This is a genomic window from Verrucomicrobiia bacterium (genome assembly GCA_035765895.1).
In the GTDB taxonomy this organism is placed as follows: domain Bacteria; phylum Verrucomicrobiota; class Verrucomicrobiia; order Limisphaerales; family DSYF01; genus DSYF01.
In genome coordinates this window covers 12,952-36,429 of the sequence record DASTWL010000066.1, presented here as the reverse complement: position 1 = coordinate 36,429, position 23,478 = coordinate 12,952, and the positions used below count along the sequence as shown (strand labels likewise).

18 protein-coding genes are annotated in these 23,478 nt (G+C 62.2%); 10 read left to right on the top strand and 8 right to left on the bottom strand.

The features are described 5' to 3' along the window. Positions 1-345 precede the first annotated feature (345 nt). From folK to dapF, 4 genes are all read right to left on the bottom strand, one after another. Entirely contained in the window at positions 346-870 is a 525-nt protein-coding gene (folK, locus tag VFV96_13480; GenBank protein ID HEU5071409.1) for a 2-amino-4-hydroxy-6-hydroxymethyldihydropteridine diphosphokinase, read from the bottom strand. A gap of 19 nt (positions 871-889) precedes the next feature. Further along, positions 890-1,630 carry a 4-hydroxy-tetrahydrodipicolinate reductase gene (dapB, locus tag VFV96_13475; protein ID HEU5071408.1) on the bottom strand — a complete coding sequence of 247 codons (741 nt, stop codon included), beginning with the start codon at positions 1,628-1,630 and terminating at the stop codon, positions 890-892. Next, positions 1,627-2,508, bottom strand: coding sequence for a 4-hydroxy-tetrahydrodipicolinate synthase (dapA, locus tag VFV96_13470; protein HEU5071407.1), 882 nt, complete (start codon positions 2,506-2,508; stop codon positions 1,627-1,629). The genes dapB and dapA overlap by 4 nt, the downstream gene beginning before the upstream one ends. Before the next feature lie 90 nt (positions 2,509-2,598). Further along, positions 2,599-3,411, bottom strand: coding sequence for a diaminopimelate epimerase (gene dapF, locus VFV96_13465; protein ID HEU5071406.1), 813 nt, complete (start codon positions 3,409-3,411; stop codon positions 2,599-2,601). Positions 3,412-3,541: 130 nt separating this feature from the next. Between dapF and shc the strand changes: the two genes are divergently transcribed. Further along, entirely contained in the window at positions 3,542-5,587 is a 2,046-nt protein-coding gene (gene shc / locus VFV96_13460) for a squalene--hopene cyclase (GenBank protein ID HEU5071405.1), read from the top strand. A 127-nt stretch (positions 5,588-5,714) separates the two neighbouring features. Then, complete coding sequence (locus tag VFV96_13455) at positions 5,715-6,827, top strand: quinone-dependent dihydroorotate dehydrogenase (GenBank protein ID HEU5071404.1); 1,113 nt, start codon at positions 5,715-5,717, stop codon at positions 6,825-6,827. A gap of 15 nt (positions 6,828-6,842) precedes the next feature. On the opposite strand, the gene VFV96_13450 is transcribed toward VFV96_13455, so the two are convergent. Next, entirely contained in the window at positions 6,843-7,256 is a 414-nt protein-coding gene (locus VFV96_13450) for an EVE domain-containing protein (protein HEU5071403.1), read from the bottom strand. On the opposite strand from VFV96_13450, the gene VFV96_13445 reads away from it, so the two are divergent. From VFV96_13445 to VFV96_13410, 8 genes are all read left to right on the top strand, one after another. After that, a complete protein-coding gene (locus tag VFV96_13445; protein HEU5071402.1) occupies positions 7,255-8,049 on the top strand; it encodes a YggS family pyridoxal phosphate-dependent enzyme in 795 nt (264 codons plus the stop codon). The genes VFV96_13450 and VFV96_13445 overlap by 2 nt on opposite strands. Before the next feature lie 68 nt (positions 8,050-8,117). Continuing rightward, positions 8,118-8,636 (top strand): type 1 glutamine amidotransferase domain-containing protein, encoded by a 519-nt coding sequence (locus tag VFV96_13440; GenBank protein ID HEU5071401.1) that lies wholly within the window; start codon positions 8,118-8,120, stop codon positions 8,634-8,636. A 48-nt stretch (positions 8,637-8,684) separates the two neighbouring features. Next, positions 8,685-10,574, top strand: coding sequence for an ABC transporter ATP-binding protein (locus VFV96_13435; protein HEU5071400.1), 1,890 nt, complete (start codon positions 8,685-8,687; stop codon positions 10,572-10,574). 89 nt (positions 10,575-10,663) lie between these two features. Then, the gene (locus VFV96_13430; GenBank protein ID HEU5071399.1) at positions 10,664-11,044 is read left to right on the top strand and encodes a hypothetical protein; all 381 of its coding nucleotides are present in this window, start codon (positions 10,664-10,666) and stop codon (positions 11,042-11,044) included. Positions 11,045-11,241: 197 nt separating this feature from the next. Then, the gene (locus VFV96_13425) at positions 11,242-12,237 is read left to right on the top strand and encodes a DUF6599 family protein (protein HEU5071398.1); all 996 of its coding nucleotides are present in this window, start codon (positions 11,242-11,244) and stop codon (positions 12,235-12,237) included. Then, positions 12,234-13,226, top strand: a complete 993-nt coding sequence (locus VFV96_13420) for a DUF362 domain-containing protein (protein HEU5071397.1) — start codon at positions 12,234-12,236, stop codon at positions 13,224-13,226. Before VFV96_13425 ends, VFV96_13420 begins: the two co-directional genes overlap by 4 nt. A gap of 51 nt (positions 13,227-13,277) precedes the next feature. Further along, entirely contained in the window at positions 13,278-15,212 is a 1,935-nt protein-coding gene (locus VFV96_13415; GenBank protein HEU5071396.1) for a 4Fe-4S binding protein, read from the top strand. A gap of 20 nt (positions 15,213-15,232) precedes the next feature. Next, on the top strand, positions 15,233-16,453 hold the full coding sequence (locus VFV96_13410) for an aldo/keto reductase (GenBank protein ID HEU5071395.1): 1,221 nt from the start codon (positions 15,233-15,235) through the stop codon (positions 16,451-16,453). Positions 16,454-16,566: 113 nt separating this feature from the next. Here VFV96_13410 and VFV96_13405 read toward each other — a convergent pair whose 3' ends face one another. From VFV96_13405 to VFV96_13395, 3 genes are all read right to left on the bottom strand, one after another. Beyond that, the gene (locus tag VFV96_13405) at positions 16,567-17,658 is read right to left on the bottom strand and encodes an Ig-like domain-containing protein (GenBank protein ID HEU5071394.1); all 1,092 of its coding nucleotides are present in this window, start codon (positions 17,656-17,658) and stop codon (positions 16,567-16,569) included. 109 nt (positions 17,659-17,767) lie between these two features. Next, a complete protein-coding gene (locus VFV96_13400) occupies positions 17,768-21,022 on the bottom strand; it encodes a DUF4450 domain-containing protein (protein ID HEU5071393.1) in 3,255 nt (1,084 codons plus the stop codon). Between the two features lie 63 nt (positions 21,023-21,085). Next, positions 21,086-23,467: a glycoside hydrolase family 95 protein gene (locus VFV96_13395; protein HEU5071392.1), complete on the bottom strand. Its 2,382-nt coding sequence runs from the start codon at positions 23,465-23,467 to the stop codon at positions 21,086-21,088. Positions 23,468-23,478 lie beyond the last annotated feature (11 nt).

The window sequence follows — 23,478 nt, the reverse complement described above, 5'->3', positions numbered from 1 at the left end:
TCGCAACGTCGTTTCGTGCCCTCGCAACGTCGTTTCGTGCCCTCGCAACGTCGTTTCGTGCCCTCGCAACGTCGTTTCGTGCCCTCGCAACGTCGTTTCGTGCCCTGACAAAATGACTTTGCGACAAAACAAAGTCATTTTGTCAGTGAGCAAAATCGCTTCGTCAACCGACACAGTGGCTTCGCGAGTCGGAAATTTCTCGCCGAATGCCAGTCAGGCGTATGCGAGCGGTCGCCGTCCGGTCAAAGCCCGGGCAGCTCCATGCCATGTCGTTGCAGTAAGGCGTGCAATTGCTCCGGGCTTGGGGCGCCGGTGGCGTGGTGGTGTCCACCGCTGGAAATGCGCTCAGCTTGTTTGGCCGACCGGGAGGCGTTGCAGACGTTGCGTTGGGCGCAGCCGCTGCGCCAGTTGGGCGACTGATTGCGCCTGGCCGGGCAGGATCAGTTCCGGGGCTATTTCCGCCAGGGGTTCCAAAACGAATCCACGCAGATGTGCCCGGGGATGAGGGAGCGTCAGTGCGAGACTGCTGCGCGTTTCCTCGCCGAATGAAATGATGTCCAAATCAAGCGGGCGCGCCTCGTTGTGAACCTGTTTGGGACGCCGCCCAAACTCGATCTCCGTTTGCCGGAGCTTTTCGAGCAGCGATTCGGGCGTTTCGCCGGGCAACGGCGACAAACCGACGACGGCATTGAGGAACGGAGGCGAATCCGGCGGGCAATCAACCGGATCACTTTGCCACAGCGAAGACCGGCGCAGGGGTTCTGCCGACCACGACTGGAGCCGGGTCATGGCCTCCGTGAGGAGGCGCGCGGAATCGCCCAAGTTGGATCCCAGCGCAATGAAGACTTCCGATGGCGCAGTCGAGCCCATGCGAACGGCCGGCGGCGGCCTATTTGAGCCCCAGCACGTCCTGCATGTTGTAAAGGCCGGGGCGCTGGGTGACGACCCAGGTGGCGGCCCGCAGTGCGCCGTTGGCGAAGGTGTCGCGGCTGGACGCCTTGTGCGTGAGCTCCACCCGCTCACCGTTGGCGGCAAAGATGACGGTGTGATCCCCCACGACGTCCCCGCCGCGCAACGCGTGGATGCCGATTTCGTTGCTGGTGCGTTCGCCCGTGATGCCCTGGCGGCCATGCCGCAGGGCCTGGTCGAGCTGGAGCTTGCGGACGTCGGCGAGGATTTCGAGCAGCGAAGTCGCCGTGCCGCTCGGGGCATCCTTCTTCATGCGATGATGCATTTCGACCACTTCCAGGTCGAAACTCGGGCCCAAAATCTCGGCCGCCTTGCGCGTCAACCAGAACAGGGTGTTCACGCCGGTGGAATAGTTCGAGGCCATCACCATCGGAATGCGCGACTGCAACGCCGTGATGGCCCCCTTCTCCGCAGTGGTATGACCGGTCGTGCCGACGACGAGCGCCTTGCCATGGGCGGCGCACAATTGGGCCACCGGCAACGTGGCCGTGTGGAAGCTAAACTCAATCACCGCATCACACCGCCCCACGAGCGCGGCCAGGTCGTCGCCCTGGTCCACCGCACCAATCACTTCAATGGCGGGATTGCGGGCGACACAGCTCAGCAAGGCCTGCCCCATGCGGCCTTTGGCGCCAACGATGATGACCTTGGTGGCGCTCATGACTTGAGAGCCCCGCACGCCTTGAGGGTTTTGACCAGCTTGATGCGGTTCGCCGCCGTCATCGGCACGAGCGGCAAACGATATTCCTCGGCGATGAGTCCCTGCAACGCGAGCGCCGCCTTGACCGGCACCGGGTTGGTTTCGATAAACAGATCCTTGAAAATCGGGTAATACTTTGCGTGCAGTTTTTGGGCGGCCCCCACGTCGCCTTTGGCAAAGGCACGCACCATCGTCGCCACTTCACGCGGGATCACGTTGGAGGCCACGCTGATGACGCCTTGTGCGCCGACACTCATGAAGGGGAGCGTGAGCGAATCGTCACCGCTGAGGATTTCAAACCTGGGCCCGCAGGCGGCGCGCAACTGGCTGACGCGATCGCACGAACCGCCCGCCTCCTTGATGCCGACAATGTTCGGGCAGGCTTCGGCCAGACGCTTGACCGTGTCCACGCCAATCTCAATGCCGCAGCGCCCGGGGATGCTGTAAAGCATGATGGGCAGTTTGGTGCTGCGGGCCACGGCGCGGAAGTGCTGGAACAGCCCTTCCTGGCTGGGCTTGTTGTAGTAAGGGGCCACCTGCAACGAGCCATCCGCGCCGCCGGCTTCCGCCCGCTGGGTCAGGTGAATCGCCTCCGTGGTCGAATTGCCGCCCGTGCCGGCCATGACCTTGACCCGGCCAGCCGCGACGTTGACGACGATTTCCACCACGCGGATGTGCTCGTCGTAATCGAGCGTGGGCGACTCGCCGGTGGTGCCCACCGGGACGAGCCCCTCGACGCCCGCCTTGACCTGGCGCTTCACAAGCTGTTCCAGCGCGGATTCGTCAACCTTGCCGTGCTTGAACGGCGTCACAATCGCAGTGTAGGTGCCGGTAAACATGATTCAAAAAATGCAACGGATACAATCCGGCATCACGCGCCCCTTGGCGAGACTGAAAAATGATGCAACGGACTGTCCCGCTGGTAGGGATCAGATTTCAATGCGGCCGTAGAAACAGAAATCCGCCGGCCCGCGCAACCGGACGTCGTTGATGACGCCGTTGCTGGTGCTGAAGCTCACTTCCAGTTCATCGCCACCCTGCACGCGCACTTTCACGGGTGAGGTGAACTGGTGGACTTTGGACGCAATCAACGCGGAGGCGGCCACGCCGGTGCCGCACGCAAGCGTCTCGCCCTCGACCCCGCGCTCAAAGGTGCGGACGCGAATGCTGCCCGGCCCGAGCACCTGGACGAAGTTGACGTTGGTGCCGCGCGGGCCGAACACGGCATGCCGCCGGACTTCGGGGCCAACACTGGCCAGCATGGCCTTGTCTGCGTCCGGAACGAAGATGACGGCGTGCGGCACGCCGGTATTGATCGAATGAATGACCGTTTCGCCTGCACTGGTCAGGGGCACTTTCATGTTGAGGCGCTCATCCTTGGGCACGGTCAGGTTGACGCTGACGAGTTCACCCCGAAACTGGGCGGAAATAATGCCGGCCGTGGTTTCGAAGGTGATCATCTCCGCGCCACCGACGAGACGCTGCACGTAGCGCGCGAAACAGCGCGCCCCATTGCCGCACATTTCGGCCGGGCTGCCGTCGCTGTTCCAGAATTCCCAAGCCCAGCCCGCCTTGCCGGAATCGCACGGGACCAGCCCGATCACACCGTCCGCGCCGACGCCGCGATGACGGTCGCAAATCCGGACGACTTGCGCGGGCGTGAGGTTGACGGAGCGCAAACGGTTGTCATAGAGCACGAAGTCATTCCCCGCGCCGTTCATTTTGACGAAATCCAGAATCATGGCGGGCAAAGCTAAGGTGGGAACCCAAAAGTTCAAGGGGAAGTTTGCCGTGTGCATCTGGAGTGTTTGCCCGGCGGGCGCCGGCGATTAAAGCCTTTACAGCCTCTCGCCCCATTCACAAATTACCGCCGTGTCAGTTAGTTCAATGTCGGAGATTCGTTCCGGATTCACCACCGTCACCCCTCCTGTGCCAGCGGTGTCGCCGGACGCCTTGGCGGCCGCAATCACGCGGTCGCAGAACTATTTGCTGAGCGTCCAGAGGCCCGAAGGCTACTGGGTGGGCGAATTGATGGTCGATGTGACCTTGGTGGCGGACATGGTCGCCTACCATCACTGGGCGGGCGACATGGACCCGGAATGGCAGCGCAAAGCCGTCAATCACATCTTCAGCAAACAACTTTCCGACGGCGGCTGGAACATTTACCACGGTGGTCCGGCCGAGGTGAATGCGACCATCAAGGCTTACCTCGCGCTGAAACTTGCGGGTGTGCCGGTGACCGACCATCGCATGCTCAAGGCGCGCGCCATGGCCCTCAGCCTGGGTGGCGTGCCGCGGATGAACACGTTCTCCAAACTCTACCTTGCATTGCTCGGCCTGTTCCCGTGGGATTACGTGCCGACCATTCCCTGCGAAGTCCTGCTGATCGGCAAATGGTTTCACGTCAACTTCTGGGAGATGAGCAACTGGAGCCGGGCCATGCTCGTGCCCCTGGCCATCATTAATCACTTCCGCCCCACCCGCGAGCCGAAACAGGGCATCGACCTCGATGAGTTGTATCCGGAAGGCATCCACGAACGTGATCTCGCCCTGCCGCCGGATCCCGAAGCGGTGACGTGGCGCAATTTTTTCCTGTGGCTCGACCGCCTGCACAAGTTTGCCGAGAAGTTTGCCCGGCACGGCATTCACCCGTTCCGCCGGCTGGCGCTAAAAAAGGCCGAACAATGGATGCTGGAACGCTTCGAAGGCTCGGAAGGCCTGGCCGCCATTTTCCCGGCCATGCTGAACTCCGTCATCGCCCTCAAGGCGCTCGGCTACTCGGACACGAATCCCATCCTGCAACGCGAGTGGCGGCACCTGAAAAATCTCCAGCACGAAACCGCCGACAGCGTGCGGATTGAACCGTGCTTCAGCCCGGTCTGGGACAGCGCCATCGTGCTGTTGTGCCTGCGCGAATCAGGCGTTCCCGCCGACGATCCCCGGCTCAAACGCGCCGCGGAATGGATCATGAACAAGGAAATCCGGTTCCGGGGCGACTGGATTCACAAGAACCCGGTGAAGGTGGAACCCAGCGGCTGGGTGTTCGAGTTCGACAACAAGTGGAATCCGGACGTGGACGACACCGCCATGGTCCTGCTGGCGCTGCGCCAGGTGCCGACTGACAACCCTGACAATCGTGACGAATGCTTCAAGCGCGGCCTGAACTGGATGCTGACCTTTCAGTGCAAGGACGGCGGCTGGGCGGCCTTCGACAAGGATTGCACCAAGAACATTCTGGAAAAAGTGCCGTTCGCCGATCACAACGCGATGCTCGACCCCGAGTGCGCCGACATCACGGCACGCATCCTTGAATTGCTCGGCTACGAGGGATTCCCGGTCAGCCACCCGCAAATTCAGCGCGCGCTCAGCTACATCCGCGGACAACAGGAAGACGATGGCTCGTGGTATGGCCGCTGGGGCGTGAACTACATTTACGGCACGTGGCAGGTGTTGCGCGGCCTTCGCGCGCTCAACCTCGACATGCAGCAACCGTGGTTGCGCAAAGCGCGCACCTGGCTCGAAAGCGTGCAGCACGAGGATGGCGGCTGGGGCGAGCGCTGCAACACCTACGACGATCCCGTGTTCAAAGGTCAGGGCCCGAGCACTGCGTCACAATCCGCGTGGGCCGTCATGGGATTGCTCGCGGGCGGCGACCCGTTCCGCCCGAGCGTGCAGCGCGGCATCGATTATCTGATCCGCACACAGAATGCCGACGGCTCGTGGAGCGAGGACGAAATCACCGGCACAGGCTTCCCGAAGGTGTTCTACTTGAAATACGACATGTATCGCAACGCGTGGCCGTTGCTCGCGCTGGCGACCTACAAAAAGGCGCTCGACGCCGCGCGCCGGCAGCCCGTCAACGGCGAACATGTGGTGCAGGCCAGCGCCACAGCTTCCACCGTCGGTCGGTTTTCCTGACCGGCCGCCTCCTCGTTGCCGCTGACGCGCACGCTCCGGCTGCTGAACTTGGAAAGTTTCGGCGGCACTGTGTCTTGGTCGCGCGAAATCCCCTCGACAGCCGGCACGCCGCGCACAAAACTTGGGCATGAGCTGGTTTTACCGGCGGCTGGTGCGCCCCGCGTTTTTCCAACGAGACCCGGAAGCTGTTCACACCTCGACAATGACCTGGCTGGGCCGAGCCAGCCGCAGCCCCTTTTGTGCCGAAGCCATGGAAGCCGTCTGCGGTGCCGCAGCGCTGCCGGTGGAATGTTTCGGTTTGCGCTTCCCCAATCCGGTCGGTCTGGCCGCCGGCATGGACAAGTCGGCGGAAGCCGTCCCCGCGTGGAAGGCGCTTGGGTTTGGCCACGCGGAACTGGGCGCCGTCACGTGGCACGCCCAGCCGGGCAATCCCAAACCCCGCATTTTCCGGGCGCCGACGGCTGAAGCCATCATCAATCGCATGGGCTTCAACAATCCCGGCGCGGAAGCGGTCGCTAGGGAGCTGGAGCACTGGCGCAAAATCGGTCGCTGGCCCGCACACCCGATCGGCATCAATCTGGGCAAGTCCAAAATCACCCCGCTGACCGAGGCGCCACAAGATTACGCCAGCTCGTTTCGCACGCTCTGGCCCTACGCGGACTTTTTTGTGGTCAATGTCAGTTCGCCCAACACGCCCAACTTGCGGCAGTTGCAGGACCGCTCCGCGCTGAACGAAATCCTGCTCGCGCTCCAGGACGTCAATCAGCACAACGCCAAGCAACGGCCGCCCAAGCCCATTCTCGTCAAAGTGGCGCCGGACCTCACCTTCGAGGCGTTGGACGACATTTTGTCGCTCGTGACGGAGCGTCAGCTGGCCGGACTCGTGGCGACGAACACCACCATCAGCCGTCCCGCCGCAACGGACCCGGAATTGCAACGAGTCTATGCGGAAACCGGCGGGCTCAGCGGCCGCCCGGTGCGGGCCCGCAGCACCGAAGTCATCCGTCATCTGTTCAAACAATCACAGGGCAAGGTGCCCATCATCGGCGTGGGCGGCATTTTCACGGTGGAAGATGCGTGGGAAAAAATTGTTTCCGGCGCGAGCCTCATCCAGCTCTACACAGGCTTCATCTACGAAGGGCCGACGCTGCCGAAACGGATCGTCGCCGGCCTGCAGGAACGGCTGACCGGCTGTGGGCTGAAAAAACTGTCCGAAGCCGTTGGCCTCGATGTGCGCTGAACGCCCCCGCGCGTTTCAAAGTTTTGTCCCGCCCAGCTTGAGCAATCGCTCGGCCTGCGCTTTCGTAACGGGCATCACCGAAAGGCGCGATTGCCTTACCAGCAGCATTTCCTTCAGGACGGCGTCGCCCTTGATCTGCGACAGCGTCACCGGCTGGACGAGCGGCTTCACCGGCTGCAAATCCACGCACGACCAGTCCCCCTCCTCCGCCGTGGCATCCGGATAGAATTCCTTGATGACCCGCGCCACGCCGACCACTTCCTTGCCCTCGTTGCTGTGATAGTAAAAAACCGTGTCGCCCTTCTTCATGGCGCGGAGGTGGATTCGCGCGGCAAAATTGCGCACCCCGGTCCAGGCCGTCCGGCCATCCTTGACGAACGTGGCCCACGCGTAGGCGTCGGGCTCTGATTTAACCAGCCAATAATTCATGCGCGAGTTTGTCGCGCGGCGCCGGTTCCGTCACGTCCTTTCAACCATTTGCGCGCAGGTAGGAATTTACGGCGCCGGCTTTACGATTTACGATTCGGCCGTGGACTTTGCTGGCAACCTCAACGGCATTCAACAACGCATCGCCGCCGCGTGTGACCGCGCGCGCCGCGATCCCGCCTCCGTCACGCTCATGGCCGTGACCAAGACACATCCGCCCGCTACCGTGCAGGCCGCGGCAGATTTGGGCCTCGTGTTTTTCGGGGAAAACAAGGTGCAGGAGGCCAAGGCCAAAATCCCGCAGTGCTCCGGCAAGTTGCGCTGGCATTTCATCGGCCACCTGCAATCCAACAAGACGCGCGACGCCGTAGAGTTGTTTGAAATGATTCAGAGCGTGGACAGCCTGGCGCTGGCCGAGGAGTTGAACAAGCGGTGCGAACAGGCGGGCAGGCGCCTGCCGGTGCTGCTGGAAGTCAATCTCGCCGGTGAAGCCAGCAAGTTTGGTTATGCACCCGGGCGGTTGCTGGACGAATTGAATGATCTCAATGCGTTGCCGCGCCTCGAAATCCACGGCTTGATGACCGTGCCGCCGTGGAAGCCCGTGGCCGAACAGGTGCGCCCGTTTTTCCGCCAGGCGCGCGAACTCCAGCAGCGTTGCGAAGCCCTCCTCGGCGCACCGTTGGCGCAGCTCAGCATGGGCATGAGCGGCGACTTCGAGGTGGCCATCGAAGAGGGCGCCACCATCGTCCGCATCGGCACCGCGCTTTTTGGCGAGCGCCCCCGGCAGGCGAAGTAGCCGGCGCCTTCGTCCCGTCCGCCGACTCGCCGCTTGCGGTTTGGCACATTTGGGCAATAACTCTCTCCATGCAAAAAACACTGCTCACGTTCGTGGATGACCTCTACGAGGATTTGGAACTGTGGTATCCCAAGCTGCGAGTTGAGGAGGCCGGCTACGCCATGCGCGTGGCCGGACCAGAACTGCGGACTTATGCAGGCAAACATGGTTATCCGGCTGCAAGCGATCTGCTGCTGAAGGATGCGCGCAGCGAAAACTTTTGCGGATTGCTGGTGCCAGGTGGTTTTATGCCGGATAAATTGCGGCGGGACGCCAAGGTGCTTTCATTGACCCACGAGTTCTTCGAGCAAGGAAAGCTGGTGGCTTTTATATGCCATGGCGGCTGGATTCCGATTTCTGCCAAAATCCTCAAGGGCAAACGCGCGACGGGCTCGCTGGGCATCAAGGATGACCTGGAGAATGCGGGCGCCCTCTGGGTGAATGAACCGGTGGTCGTAGATGGGAATCTCATCTCGAGCCGCACGCCACGCGATCTGGCGCCGTTCGGCAAGGCCATGGTGGAATTTCTCGACCGCAATGTGCGATAGTTTGATTTTGATGAACTTGCCCCAATCGAGCCGCACGTTGCCCGTTTCATGAGCAGCCATCACCGTCACGCCAGCCACACCGACCCCTCGTTCAAATCCGCGCCGCGCCCGAGTGGAGAGGTGATCCGCCGCGTTGCGGTTTACCTGCGCCCCTACAAGGCGATGTCGGTCGGCACAGTGCTGTGCGCCGTGTTTTCACTGGCAGCCGGCATGGCCTACCCAAAGCTGACGAAGATCATCATCGACGACGTCATCAAAGCCGGGCGCCATGAATTGCTCACACCAGTGGCCCTTTCTCTGTTACTGGCATTTCTGTTGCGCGAAACCTTCAACAGCATCCGCATTCGCATCAACAACCGGCTGGAACAGAACGTCATTTTTGACATGCGCCGCCAGGTGTTCGCGCGACTGCAGCGCCTGCCGGTTTCCTGGTTTGATCAACGCGCATCGGGCGACTTGATGACGCGCATCATAGAAGACGTGAACAACGTCGAGCGATTGCTCATTGATGGCACCGAGCAAGGCACGGTGGCCCTGTTGAGCGTTGCCGGCGCGATCGTCTTTATGATTCTTTACAGCCCGGTGCTGACCGCCGTGGCGCTGATTCCCCTGCCCTTTCTGATTGGCGGCGCGTTGTGGTATACGTTGACCGCGCACAAACGTTATCGTCTCCAGCGTGAAGCTTCGAGCGCAATGAACGCACTGCTCATGGACGATCTCCAAGGCGTCCGGCAAATCAAGGCCTTTGGACGGCAGGAACACGAGGATGCACGCTTCGCGGCCCGCGCCGACGATTTGCGCCAGGGAACCCTTGTCGTGATGCGCGCTTGGGCCTGGTATGGGCCCGGCATGCAGTTCATCGGAGCTGCCGGCATCGGCCTGATTCTCTGGGTCGGCGGCGCCCAGGTGTTGTCCCACAAAATGGACGTCGGCCAGCTCGTGGCCTTCATGCTCTACGCCGGCATGTTTTTTTATGAACCGATCGGCCGTTTGCATGGGCTGAATCAAATGCTGCAATCGGCACGCGCCGCGGCGGCGCGCGTTTTCGACATCTTGGATGCCGAACCAGAACGCGCAGACCGGACGCAATCGCTGCGGTTGCCGGTGCGAGGCGAGGTGGTTTACGAACAGGTCGGCTTCAACTATGAAAGCATTCTGCGCAGCAAGCCGTCGGCAAGGCAGGCCGACCGCCTTACGTCACCCGACAAGGCAGAGGTGCGGCAGGTGCTTCACGACATCAACCTCCATGTTTTACCCGGGCAAATGATTGCGTTGGTCGGCCCCACCGGGGCAGGCAAATCCACCCTGGTCAATCTGCTGCCGGCGTTCTACGAAGCCACCAGCGGCCGCATCCAGATCGATGGGCAGGATGTTCGCAACGTGCGCCTTGAATCCTTGCGCGAGCACATCAGCGTTGTCAGCCAGGAAGCGTTTCTGTTCAACGGCACCGTGCGGGAGAACATCCTCTATGGCAAACTGGACGCGACCGAAGCAGATCTGATTGCAGCCGCCAAAGCGGCCAACTGCCATGAGTTCATCAGCCGACTGCCGCGGGGTTATGATTCCCGCGTGGGCGAACGTGGCGTGAAATTGAGCGTGGGCGAAAAACAGCGTGTCAGCATTGCCCGCGCACTGTTGAAGAACGCCCCGATCCTGATTCTCGATGAGGCCACCGCCAGCGTGGACACCGCAACCGAGCGCTTGATTCAGGAAGCTTTGGAACGATTGCTGGCCAACCGCACCAGTTTCGTGATCGCTCATCGTTTGAGCACGGTGCGAAACGCAGACCAAATCCTCGTTCTACGCCACGGCGAGATCATCGAACGCGGCACGCACGCGGAATTGCTCGGAGCCAACGGGCTTTACGCCCGGCTGGCGCGCATTCAGGATACGCGCTCCATCGAAGAAAGCTTTGAGAAGCTGGCGGACCAGACGTGATGGAGCGAAACTGGTCTCCAATTATCCGTGCGAATTGTAGTTCTCGCCGCGGGCGTGTTTGTTAAGCTGCCGGCCAATCGCCCACCATCATGAACCCATCCAAGCCGCCACTGTCCCGTCCGCCGCTCTTCATGCTGATCTTCATGTCGATGTTCGGTTTCATCGGCCTGAGCCTGCTGGTTTTCATCTGGACGCAGACCGACCGGAATTTTCCGCCTTTGATCTTCAAGGTGGTCGCGTCCTTCATTGCGCTCGCGTTCATGGCGATGGGCTTTGGGGGGCCGCTTTCCGCGCTGCTCGCCCGCAATCGGCCGGGCACTCCCGCATCGTCGGCGTCCCCGACGGCACCGCCCGTCAAAGGCTATCAATGTCCGCACTGTGGTGCCGGTCTGGGACCGCAGGAGGTTTCTCCCAGCGGCGACGTTAAATGCAGTTACTGCCAGAAGTGGTGGAACATCCACACCACCTGAGGACGAAGCTCGACCGTTCCGCTGCGAAATGGTCTCGGGCTTGAACCTGAGCTTGTCGGAATGATTCTGGCCGCCTTCGCACGGAGCCCAAAATCCGGCCAGCAAATCCCAAAATCGGGTAAGCATTTGGCCACATCGCCGTCAGGCTATCCCAAGAGAACTCCCCGGGGCGGCCTTGGCCACTCCGCCGATGTGGTATGCCGTCTCCAGACACAAATGATCGCAAGACCGAGCAGGTGTTGAGTTGGTTCATCCTGTTTTGTCTGCTGGCCATCGGCGGCGGCGTTTTCCTGAAACAATTCTCCTTCAACCCCGCGGTGCTCATGGCCCGACAACTGGCCGCCGCTCCGGCCGCACCATCCCGGTCCGCCATCGACTCCGCCTGGCTGCCCCCGGAATTGCAGGCGTTTGGCGCGCCAGAGCAGTTCACGCCGGAGAATCTCTACGACAAAATCGACGGCAAAGCCGAGTTGTATGTCTCCACCGGCGTGGCCCGGATGGATTGCCGGCGGTTTGCGTTGAAGAACGCCTCCAACGATTGGTTTGAATGGTTTGCCTACGGCATGAACGGCGTGCCCCAGGCGTTTTCAGTTTTCTCCACGCAACGCCGCGCGGAAGGCGAGACACTGGACCTCACGCCCTACGCCTATCGAACCCAGAACGCCATCTTCTTCGTCGCAGGCACCAACTACATCGAAGCCGTCGGTTCCTCCACCAGCGAACCGCTCCGCACTGCCATGCTCTCCATGGCCAAGCGCTTCGTGGCCGCGACTTCCGTCCGCAGCGTGGAACAGATGCCCGAAATGATAATTCTGCCCACCGATTGCCGCGTCGCCGGCAGTGTCGAACTCCAGGCCTCCGACGCGTTCGGATTCGATCGATTCAAGAATGTGTTCACGGCGCAATACAATCCGGACGGCACCGAGCTGATGGCGTTCGTCACCGCCTGTGCAACACCAGAAGCGGCGACCGCTTTACGTGACGCTTACCGCGCCTTCCTGGTCGAGAACGGCGGCAAGGAGGCCGGGACGGCCATCGGCGAACTCGGCAGGCCGGTTGAACTCATGGGCAGCCTTGAACTCGTGTTTTCCCGGGGCCGCTACGTTGCAGGCATCCATGCTGCGCCGACGTCATCCGCCGCGGAGAAAATCGGCAACGACTTGCTTCAACGACTGACGGCCGCAAACAAATGAACCCAAACCACAGCAACCCACCGGTCCGACGCCGCGATTTCCTGACGCGCGCGGCGAAGGCCGGAGCCATTGTCGCGGCCACGGGCGGCGTGGGATATTGGCTGCATGACACGCAGGGGCCGACGGGCAAACCCGCCGCTGAGACCGTTTCGTTGCCGGACTATTCGCTGCCGAAACTCGGCCAGCGCATGAGCATCATCACCGGCTCCGATCGCGTGAAGACCATCAACCGGGCCTTGCAGGCGTTGGGCGGCATCGAGCAGTTCATCCAATCCGGCGACCGCGTGGTGCTCAAGGTGAACGCCGCCTTCGCATCGCCCGCTGCCCTCTCCGCCACGGCCAATCCCAAACTCGTCGCGGAAGTGGCGCGATTGTGCTTTGCCGCCGGAGCATCATCCGTGGTCGTCGCGGATAATCCGATCAACGATCCGCAAAGCTGCTTCACCTTGAGCGGCATCGCGAAGGCCGCTGAAGCTGCCGGGGCCAAAGTGATTTTGCCCGGGGCCGCGTCGTTCAAACCCACCACGCTCCCCAACGCCCGGCTCATTCGCGACTGGCCATTGTTCATCGAACCGTTCCAGCGCGCGACCAAGCTGATCGGAATTTCGCCGGTGAAAGATCACCATCGCAGCGGCGCGTCCATGTCCATGAAGAACTGGTATGGTCTGCTGGGCGGACGTCGCAACGTGTTTCATCAGGACATCCACACGATCATTTCCGAACTCGCCACCATGGTGCGGCCCACGATGGTGATCCTTGACGGCACCACGAGCATGCTCACGAACGGGCCCACGGGCGGGTCGCTGGAGGATTTGCAGCCTACGAACACAATGATCGTCAGCACCGACCAGGTGGCCGCCGACGCGTTCGGCGCCACCCTGCTTGGTAAAACTGCGGCCGACCTGACGTTCATCGGGAAGGCCGCTGCCGCGGGCGTCGGCACGATCGATTACGAATCACTCAAACCAGCGAGGGACCATGTGGGCTGAAGCTTTGAAGAGCGGGCAATCGAATTCGCCCACTGAAACGGAGGCGCCGTGATGAACATCATCAAAGCCCGCCGCATCGCGCAGGTATTTTTCTTCCTGCTCTTCGTCTGGTTCTGCGTGGTCACCACCGTCGGCGAGCGCTGGTGGCAATGGCGTGGCTGGCCGGTGAACTGGTTCCTGCAACTCGACCCGCTGGTCGCGCTCGGGACGTTGCTCACCACGAAAACGGTTTACGCCGGATTGCTCTGGGGCGTGGCAACCGTCGCCTTGACGGTCGTGTTCGGACGCTTCTTCTGCGGCTGGCTTTGTCCCTTCGGCGCGTTGCATCAGTTCATCGGCTGGCTGGGTCGCCGTTGGAAGAAACATGCCGAGCGGGTGGCGATGAACCAGTTTCGTCAGTCTCAGGTCATCAAGTATTACGTGCTCATTGCTTTGCTCAGCGCGGCGGCAGGCGGATTAATCAGCGAGGCCCTCCGATTGCCGCATCGGAAGCCGGCCGTGGCTTCATTGCTGGCCATCGGGGGTTTGTTGATTCTCACCTGGCTGACGACGCGCAAGCTCGCCGGTCGTTTCAAGTCAGCGGTGCTTTGGTTTTCAACCATCGTCGCGGTGTGGATCGGAATCGGACTTATTGCCCAGCCCGACGCGCTGGCCGCGGCTTCGTTGCAAACCGGATTGCTCGACCCGATTCCCTTGGTTTACCGCTCGTTCAATCTGGTGGTGCTCACCGTGTTTGATGGCATCGGGGCGGCAAACCGCTTCTACGTCGCCGCATGGACGATCACTTTGGTGTTTCTTGCCGCCGTGCTGTTGAACCTGTGGATACCGCGATTCTATTGCCGGTTTATCTGTCCGTTGGGTGCGTTGTTCGGGGTGCTGGTGCGGTGGACGCCCTGGCGCATCGGCAAGCGCGTGGGCGAGTGCAGCGGTTGCGAACTGTGCGAGAACAATTGCGAGGGCGCGTGCGACCCGTTCGGCACGATTCATACGAGCGAGTGCCTGCTGTGCATGAACTGCCTGCACGCATGCCGGAAAGCGAAGATGGGTTACAGCCTGAACCGTTCGGCATCCGGTGAGGACGAGGCGACGGGCGTGACGCGACGCGGCTTTCTGGCCGCCGGCGTCTCCGGCGTGGTGGCGGTTCCGGCGGCACGGCTGGGCGGATTTCTGGATCACAACTGGAACTCCAATGTCGTCCGCCCGCCCGGTGCGCTCGCGGAGGAAGATTTCCTGAATCGCTGCATCAAGTGCGGCCAGTGCATGCGCGTGTGCCCGACGAATGTGATTCAACCCGCACTGCTGGAAGCGGGACTCGGCGGACTGTGGACGCCAGTCCTAAATTTTCGGATTGGCACGAGTGGTTGCCAGCTCAACTGCATCGCGTGCGGAAATGTTTGCCCGACCGCTGCCATTCGTCCGCTGACGCTGGATGAAAAGCACGGCGCCGGCGATTTCGCGACGGCGGGGCCGGTTCGCATGGGCACGGCCTTCGTGGATCGCAGCCGCTGCCTGCCTTGGGCCATGGACATGCCCTGCATTGTTTGTCAGGAGAATTGCCCCGTGAGCCCGAAGGCGATTTACGTCCGTGAGGAATTTCAAGTCATCGAAAATGGCGCCCGGATCATTCGCTCGGCCACGACGACCAACCTTCAACTCGACGGTGCCGCGTTGCGCAACGGCAAACTGGCCACGGGAGACTATTTCATCCGCCTGGAAAATGAGACGCCCGCGGAGCGCAGGTTGATCACGGAGAACTCGGCGAATGCGATCACCGTGGCCGGGAACTCCGCCTGGCCGGAAGCGCCGGAGGCCGGCCGGCGCGCGTTGATCGAAGTGCGGTTGCAAAAACCAATGGTCGATCCGGACCGCTGCATCGGCTGCGGCGTCTGCCAGCACGAATGTCCCGTCAGTGGTCTCCGTGCGATCCGCGTCACCGCCGAGAACGAATCCCGCAATCCCAGACACTCTTTGACCGCCAGAACCTGAACACGAAAGGCAAGAACACCATGCAAAACAGTCACGTTACCCGCAGAAATTTCGTAAAACTCGCCGGCTTGGCCGGAGCCGCCTCGGCCCTTGGCGCCGTCCGGACCTTCGCCCAAACCACCAATGCAACTGGTGCCGAGGAAAGCCGCGTCACCGTCGGCACCCGCACCTTCGGCAAAACAGGGGTGAAAGTCTCCATGCTTTCACTGGGAGGCATTTTTGACATTGCCTCCAACCAGCTGGTGTTGCAACGCGCGCTCGATTTTGGCGTCACCTACTGGGATACGGCCAATTCCTACACGAATGGCAACAGCGAAAAAGGCATCGGGATGTATTTCGAAAAGCACCCCGAAGTTCGCAGAAAAATCTTCCTCGTCACCAAGGCGGGCGGCGGTCACGCGGTGGAGAACGTTCAGGGAAAACTGGAAGAATCCCTCCGGCGGCTGAAGACAGATTACGTGGACCTCTTCTTCCTGCACGGTGTCGGATCGGGCGATGCCTTCACGCCCGAAATCAAAGCGTGGGCGGAGAAGATGAAGGCGGAAAAGAAAATCCGATTCTTCGGCTTCAGCACGCATGGGAACATGGAACGCACGCTGGAAGCCGCGGCAAAGCTCGGCTGGATCGATGGCATCATGCTGAAATACGATTACCGGCTGATGCAAACCGACGCGATGCGCTCGGCGATGGATGCCTGCGAGAAGGCGGGCATCGGACTGACCGCCATGAAAACCCAGGGCGGCGGCCCCATCAAAACCGAAACCGACGCCGACCTGAAGCTGGGCGGCCATTTCGTGAAGCGCGGGTTTTCCGAACACCAGGCCAGGCTCAAGGCGGTTTGGGAAAACCCGCAAGTCGCCGCCATCTGTTCGCAGATGCCCAACATCACCGTCCTCACGGCCAACGTCGCCGCCGCGCTGGACAAGACCCGGCTCACGGCGGCTGACCATTCCGCGCTGCGCGAATACGCCGCCGCGACCTGCTCCCACTATTGCGACGGCTGCGCACACTTGTGCGAGGGCGCACTCCGGCGACGGGTGCCGGTGGCGGATGTGATGCGCTCGCTGATGTATCATCACACCTACGGCGATATGCGTCTGGCGAAGGAAACCTTTGCCGGCCTGCCTGTCGGGACCCGCGATCGCATCGCGACGCTCGACTTCTCAAATGCCGAGCGCGCCTGCCCGAACCGGCTGCCGATCGGGCAATTGATGAAGCAGGCGGGTGAGTTGCTCGCATAGGCGGCCACAGTGGGCCAGATCAAAGACAGCCCGGCCCTCACTGCATCATGAGAGAAGGCTGTTTGACTCAAGGGCGGTAACGCTGGACCGTGCGGCATGATCCACAGCCGCGTTCACTCCGCGGAAGCCTTCACTTCCGCGATGAACTTTCTGTCGCCATCGGCCAGACTTTCCGCCAGCCGCTCCGGCTCCACCTGACCGGTCCACCAACGGATGATTTCTGGATTGTAAGCCGGCTGCCCGCCTTGTCTGTTCCACCAGTTGCCCCACGCATTCCAATCGCCGCCGAAGTTTTGCCCGGTCAAACGCACCAGGGAAATCTGCGCCCACCAACGCGTGTTGACGTTACCGTGATAGACCAGCGAAATCATCTCGGGAACCACGCTTTTGTCCCCGATGTTCCCAAGCGCGCGGACCGCCATCCAACGATCGCGATTATTCTTGTCCACGCGCTCGAACGCGATGTGGCGCAACGCGGCCAAAGCGTTGGTTGAACGCAACGCGCCCAATGTATTTATGGCCTGAAAGTAGTCGCGGGTTTGTGGCCCCTTGAGCGCGTCCATCATTCGTGCTTCGAGCGCTGACCGTTCCTTTGCGGACCTGCCCACCAACGTCCGCTCGTCGGAAAAGCCGCGGAACTGCCGGTCCGTCCAAGCCACAAGGAGACGTTGATTGTCATTCAATTTCGTGCGCCAGGCGTTGTCATCCGGCCCGTCGCTCACGGCTGCCGCGCCGCCCGGTGCAGTGCGGAACGTCAACAAATACGGCACCGCCGGCCGCCCGCCCACGTCTTTGAAGTTGCGGAATTTTTCACTGTTGAGCCAGGTCGCATAAAACTTGCCGGGCTGCAGTTTCACCGTCAGCACACACGTGCGGCCGTCGGCCAGATACTTGGGGCGGCCCACCATTTCCGGAAAGTTCTCATCCCCCCACGTGGACCACGACCAGCTGCCTTCCTGCATCATCTTGCTGAAGGTGACTTTGATTTCGGTCAGCGCGGGATCGACGCCGTCGGCACCGGCAACCGGTTCCGTCCTTACCACGACCGGTGGTGCGGTTGCCAGCGAGCGTTCAGCATTGAAGGTGTCCCCTGGGGCCTCCACTGCGGCAAGCGCCATGGCGGTGCCAATTCCGGCGCGGATGGTGATGGGTGAAAAACGGAGGCTGTGGCACAACGCGTTTACGACTCGATGGATCGTCTTCATAAACGGTCAGATAAGCGCGGCCCGGGCCCGGCCGCTGGTTGACGTTGAAACTGCCGCCCAGATACGGACAAGGTGACAACGAAATCGTCACGGCGCAAACCGGCCGCTGTCAGCGCGCCAGCGTCACGCTCATCAGGCCGATCACCACCTCATTCGCCAAAGCCCGAACGGTCAGGGACTTCAACGTCTTGCCGGCATCGAGCGGCAGGTCAAGCACCGTGGCCGCGCCACCCGGCACGCGGCCGCCTTTGCCTTTGAACGCTGCAAGGTCGAGCACGCGAACCTTGCCAGTGCGCAAGTCCACGCGCGGTGGCAATGGACCGGACCAGCGGAAGGCGAAGTCATCGATGAAATAATCCTGATCGATGGGCCACCAGGTTTCCGGATTGCGCAAGGCCAGCCGCGCGGTGCGGCCGTCCGTGTAAGTGAAAATCACCTCGCCGTTGTCAAACCGCGATTGCATGGCGCTGGTCGAACCCGCCATCAGCAAATAAGCGTGCGAGGATCGGCCGCGCAACGGCAGCGTCACTTCGTCGGGGAAATTGTTCCACTGCGACACGAACGCGATGTTGCGGCTGTCCGCCGCGCCGGGCGTGGCCAGCGGGATGCCATTGGGCAGCAGGATGCGGTTGCCCTGGGCGGCCGCCACCGCGCGCAGACCGGAATCATCCACGTCGAACGAGTCATTCGGATGACACCAGCTGCCGATGCCCTGCTTCGGGGCTGCCAGTGAACAGAAGGGCGAGCGCGGCGCCAGATACTCATGCCGGAAAATCTGCGTGACCGAATCATTGAAGAGCGGCGAGAGATCCACACAGGCAAAGGTTGCTGCCGGCAGTATCGGCGTGTGCCAATTCACCGGGGCGGATTGCGATGAGGCGGTCACAGGCGGTTCAACTGCCGCCAGCGGTTTGCTCATCGTCACCGGTCCACCCTGCCAGGCAATTTTCACCTCCTGATGGGGTGCCGCCGGCGCGGCAATTGCCACACGCGGCCACCCGGGGTCGCCGGTGGCCGTTTCCCATTTCGCCGGAACGCCATTTACGGTCACGGCAGCCACAGCTTCACCCAATGCCGCCACGTTTAAGCGCAACGCCATCGGTCGCGGGAAATGGGCATCCACAATGTAGGTTTCGCTCGATCCGTCGCGCCTGAATTGGAACGACACATCGGGATGCTCCAGCGTGGCATGGTCCCAGGCCGCGGGAAAACCCGGTTCAATGCGCAGCACGCCTGCCAGCGCATCTGGCTTGATGCCAAACAAGCCTTCGATCAGCGCACGGGACGTGGCCCCCACGCCGTCGGCAAAATCGCGTTGCGACTCCCCGCGATAGGCGTCGTAGGCGGTGCACATGCCAACGTTCCCCGGACACAGCCCGAGATACATGCTGTCGAGCAGCGCGCCCTTGAAGAGGGGGAACGCCGCGTCGCTTCGCCCGGCCTGCCAATACGCGAGCGAGGTGTGCATGGACTCCGCCATCACCACATTGTTGAGCGACCATGTGTAGGGCATCCACGTGGTGGTCGGCAACGTGAAGTTTCCTTCGGGCACACCCGGGCCGCGCACCGGGATGCGCGGAAAATGCGTGTCCACGAACCGGCTCATCCGCCACGCTTCCTGCGGCGTGGACGCTTCGGAATCCAGCGTGTGATAAAACGTCCAGAGCGCGGCAGCCGGGTGAACCTGTTGCCGGCCGAGCCAGTCCTTCCACTCCGCGAAACTGCCCTCGCGCGGCAGCCAGAGATATTTCTGCATCGCGCGTGCGATCAACTCCGCTTCGTGGTCATAAGGCGACGGATCCTTGCCCAGCCAGCGCGCCACCCGCGCCGCCATCCGGTTGTGATAGTAGTTGTAAGCTGAGGCGTGCGCCGCCCCGCCCCCGTTGTAGGCCAGGTCGTCGCTGGCCCAAATGCACGCGTATCCTTCGTAGAGCGGCAGCTTGTCCGGACCAAACTCCCGCCGGAAGAGCCGCCGTTCCCATGCAAGGTGCCGTTCGATCACGGGCCACATGCTTTCCGCAAAAGCGCGGTCGCCGGTCCACAACAGGTGCCGGAACAACGCATCCACCGCGACCAGGTTCATGTCGTAGTGGCTGCGCGTCAGATCGCCATTGCTGTGCAACGCCGCTTCGTTGCGGGAGAGATTCGCGCCGGCATCCGCGGGCGGCAGTGTGGCCGGAATGGGATTGGTGTTTTGCTGCCGGGCAAAGCCGGTCAGATGCGCAGCGGTGCGCTCGTGCCAGCCCAGCGCGTCGCCGGCATGCGCGCCGCGCCAGCCGAGCAGCCGCATGCGCCACGCCACCGCACCGTGCATGAAGGATTGTTGTGCCTCATCCCAAATGCCGTCGGCCGCGACATTCAACGCCGCGGCGGCGGCATTGATGAAAGGATCCGGCGTTTTCACCGTGACGCGCCCAGCCACCCCTTGACGACGGGCGGCGGCCGCGTCGAAGGCGTCCGCAAGTTGATCGGGTTGAAGGGGCGCCAGCCCCGGTGTCACGGGCTGCAAAACGAGAAACACGGGCGATTCGTGCGACAGTCGCACGCGTCCCACCAGCACGGGAAAGTCGTTGATCGACCTGTCTGAAGTGCTTCCGATATCAGCCAGCAGTTGGTCGGGGTGTGCCCACTCGGCGGCATTGCCGAGGGACAATACCGTGCCGGCGGATGCCGCACCGGCGATGGTTGCGGTCTTGGTGCGCAGCGTAAAGGTATTCGAGGCAACGGCAAATTCGCTCCCGGCGCATTGCCCGGTTTGAAGTTGAAAAAATTGAGCCACGGGTTCGCGTTCGCAGCCGATGTCGCCCCCGCGACGTCCTTTCATCCCGTTGGCGCCGCCGTAAGCCCAGATGAGTTCAACATCCATCCACGCGGAATTGGCCTCGGCGCGAACAATGAAGCCCTGACGTCCGCTCAGCGGCAGCGCGGTCAGGTGAAGCGTGCGCAGGCTCATCAACACGGGATCACGGACGGTGTATTCCATCGCGCCCGGACGATAGCGCGCGATGATCTGGTCCGCGTCGTTGAGCCATTTGATGCCGAGCGGCGTCTTCAGACCCAGCCGCAAATTGCCGCCGCGCCCGGGCAAGTAGAGCGAAAACTCCGGGCGATCCCCCGCATCCACGCGAAACGCGGAATTGTTCCCGTAAAGCGGCCGGTTGAAATACTCGGCGCCGTTCGTGATGACAAAGTCCGTGCCGACCGGCGTGTAACGCAATGGCCGGTCAATGTTTTCAACGAGGTTGACCGGCCGGCCATTGGGACCGAGTTCAACCGGATTTTCCGCCGCGGAGGCGACCAGACCAACGAGCAGGAGCCAGAGCAGGCCGTGGCGCCTTTGCGGGGCAAACGAGGACCACCGCAATGGCCGAGAAGGTCGCCCGCCCCGCGGCCGGGCATTCAGGAGAAAGCGATCCGGCACACGCGCTCAAGGGTTCAAATTCGCATCCAGCCTCGCCGTCCCGCGCGAATTCAATTTCACGTTCACAACCTTGTCGCCGAGCCGCACCTGGCAAGGCGTGCCCGCGGCACCGCGGATTTCTGCGGAAGCGAGCCGGCCAGCGCGCCACGCCAGATCGACCTCGAAGCCGCCGCGCGCCCGCAGCCCTTTGACCGATCCGTTCGCCCAGGATTTTGGCAAGGCCGGCAACAATTCGATTTCGCCATTCTCACTCTGCAGAAGCATTTCGCAGACGCCCGCCACGCCGCCGAAGTTGCCATCGATCTGGAACGGCGGATGGGTGTCGAACAGGTTCAGCATCGTGGATTTTGCGAGCAACGCCTGAAGGTTGTCGCCGGCCTGCTCCCCGTCGCCGAGGCGCGCCCAAAAGTTGACCACCCAGGCCCGACTCCAGCCGGTGTGTCCGCCGCCGTGGGCGAGGCGGTATTCGAGCGACTTGCGCGCGGCGGCCGCCAGCGTCGGGGTGCCCCGGAGTGTGATTTCGCGCCCGGGATGGAGCGCAAAAAGATGCGAAACATGACGATGACCCGGCTCCGGTTCCTTGAACTCCTCCGACCATTCCATGAGCCGCCCGTCGCTGCCGATTTGCGGACCGCGCAGTTTGCCCAGCGCGCCTTCGACTTCCGCCACCACAGGCTCATGCACACCGAGAATCTGCGCGGCTTCGAGGTAGTTGGTAAACGCGTCCCAGACAATTTCCTGTTCCACCGTCGGGCCCATGCACAACGAACCGTTCTGTCCGTCAGCGGTAATGAAATGATTTTCCGGCGACGTCGCCGGGCCGGCCACCAGCTTGCCGGTCCCAGGATCGGGCACGAGCCAGTCGAGACTGAATTCCGCCGAGCCGCGCAGAATCGGCAGCACGCGCCGGAGGTAATTTGTGTCCTGACTGAACGCGAAATGCTCCCACAAATGTTGGGCGAGCCAGGCGCCGGCGGAGGGCGTCATGCCCCACGACGGCGATTCGCTGGGCGACGTAAAGCCCCAGACGTTGGCGAGCGTGTGCACCGTCCAGCCGCGCGCGCCGTAATTCACCTGCGCCGACTTCGCGCCGGGTCCGGTGAGAAAAGCGATGTAGCGGTCGAGTGGCTCGAAGCACTCTGGAAGGTTGGCGGTTTCCGCGGGCCAGTAAATCATCTGCAGATTGATGTTCGCGTGGTAATCGCAATTCCACGGCGTCTGGAGGCCATCAGCCCAAAGCCCCTGCAGGTTGGCCGGCATGCCGCCGGGGCGCGAGGAACTGATCAGCAGATACCGGCCGAAGTTGTAGTAAAGCGTGATGAGCGACGGGTCAAAGCCGCCGTTCTTGACCGCCTGCAACCGCTCGTCGGTGGGCTTTTTCGCCGCCTCCGTCCGTCCCAAATCCAGGGTCACACGCCGAAACAGGGCCTGGTAATCCTTCACATGCGCGGCGCGGAGACTTGCAACCGATCTGGCGGCGGCGGCCTGCAATTGTTCGGCCGTCTTGGCCTCGGAGTCACCGTGGCGCCAGTCGGGCAGTTGCATCGTGTAATCGGTGGCCGCCGTCAGCAGCAGCGTCACCGCGTTGGCGTGCGTGATTTCCAAACCGTTGGTTGAACTGGAAACCCGGCCGCCTTCGACTTGAGCCTGAAGGCGGGCGGCGAATTTCATGCCCGTCCAGTTTGTGCCATTCCACATCTGGCCATGCATCAGCAACTGGTCCGGTCCAGCCGGTTCGATTTCCGCCGCCTCGGGTCGCGACAGCCGGGCGGTGAAGTCCAGTGCGCCCGGACGATTCGCCGTCAGGCGGACCACGAGAACCTGATCCGGATGACTGGCGAACACTTCGCGCTCGAACTTCACGCCGTTCAATTCGTAACTCACGCGAGATGTGGCCATGCCCAGGTCAAGGTCACGACGATAGTTTTTTGGCGTGACGTTGGTGGCCCCGCTGAAGACCAGGTGCAAATCGCCGAGCGTCTGATAACAACCATAGGCCACCTTGCGCCCTTGCCCGCTGCCCGAGCCGGGCCCCACGCAGACCAGTGTGCGGTCGGCGAGCCGTTGGGCTTCGGCGTATTTTCCGGCGAACAGCAGCTCACGAATCTGCGGCAGCGCGGCGCGCATCCTGGGATTGTCCGCATCCTGGGGTGCGCCGGACCAGAGCGAGTCCTCGTTCAACTGGAGCCGCTCGTCCGTCACGCCGCCAAAGAGCATCGCCCCCAGCCGGCCATTGCCGACCGGCAGGGCCTCGTTCCAATTCCGGGCCGGCTGTTGATACCAGAGGGTGGTGTCGGGCGCATCCGCCCGGAGCGACGGGCTCAACGTGAGCCCGCCCGCCATCACCCCGGCCAACAACAACCATTGCAACCAACGCCTCGTGTTCATGAGTTCTGTCA

Bases quoted from the DNA above. Each gene is read 5' to 3' on its own strand.
- VFV96_13425 (HEU5071398.1), top strand. From the start codon at position 11,242: ATGCCGTCTCCAGACACAAATGATCGCAAGACCGAGCAGGTGTTGAGT.
- VFV96_13420 (HEU5071397.1), top strand. From the start codon at position 12,234: ATGAACCCAAACCACAGCAACCCACCGGTCCGACGCCGCGATTTCCTG.
- folK (HEU5071409.1), bottom strand. From the start codon at position 870: ATGGGCTCGACTGCGCCATCGGAAGTCTTCATTGCGCTGGGATCCAAC.
- dapA (HEU5071407.1), bottom strand. From the start codon at position 2,508: ATGTTTACCGGCACCTACACTGCGATTGTGACGCCGTTCAAGCACGGC.
- VFV96_13405 (HEU5071394.1), bottom strand. From the start codon at position 17,658: ATGAAGACGATCCATCGAGTCGTAAACGCGTTGTGCCACAGCCTCCGT.
- VFV96_13455 (HEU5071404.1), top strand. From the start codon at position 5,715: ATGAGCTGGTTTTACCGGCGGCTGGTGCGCCCCGCGTTTTTCCAACGA.
- VFV96_13450 (HEU5071403.1), bottom strand. From the start codon at position 7,256: ATGAATTATTGGCTGGTTAAATCAGAGCCCGACGCCTACGCGTGGGCC.
- dapF (HEU5071406.1), bottom strand. From the start codon at position 3,411: ATGATTCTGGATTTCGTCAAAATGAACGGCGCGGGGAATGACTTCGTG.
- VFV96_13410 (HEU5071395.1), top strand. From the start codon at position 15,233: ATGCAAAACAGTCACGTTACCCGCAGAAATTTCGTAAAACTCGCCGGC.
- VFV96_13395 (HEU5071392.1), bottom strand. From the start codon at position 23,467: ATGAACACGAGGCGTTGGTTGCAATGGTTGTTGTTGGCCGGGGTGATG.
- VFV96_13435 (HEU5071400.1), top strand. From the start codon at position 8,685: ATGAGCAGCCATCACCGTCACGCCAGCCACACCGACCCCTCGTTCAAA.
- VFV96_13415 (HEU5071396.1), top strand. From the start codon at position 13,278: ATGAACATCATCAAAGCCCGCCGCATCGCGCAGGTATTTTTCTTCCTG.
- VFV96_13430 (HEU5071399.1), top strand. From the start codon at position 10,664: ATGAACCCATCCAAGCCGCCACTGTCCCGTCCGCCGCTCTTCATGCTG.
- VFV96_13445 (HEU5071402.1), top strand. From the start codon at position 7,255: ATGCGCGAGTTTGTCGCGCGGCGCCGGTTCCGTCACGTCCTTTCAACC.
- dapB (HEU5071408.1), bottom strand. From the start codon at position 1,630: ATGAGCGCCACCAAGGTCATCATCGTTGGCGCCAAAGGCCGCATGGGG.
- VFV96_13440 (HEU5071401.1), top strand. From the start codon at position 8,118: ATGCAAAAAACACTGCTCACGTTCGTGGATGACCTCTACGAGGATTTG.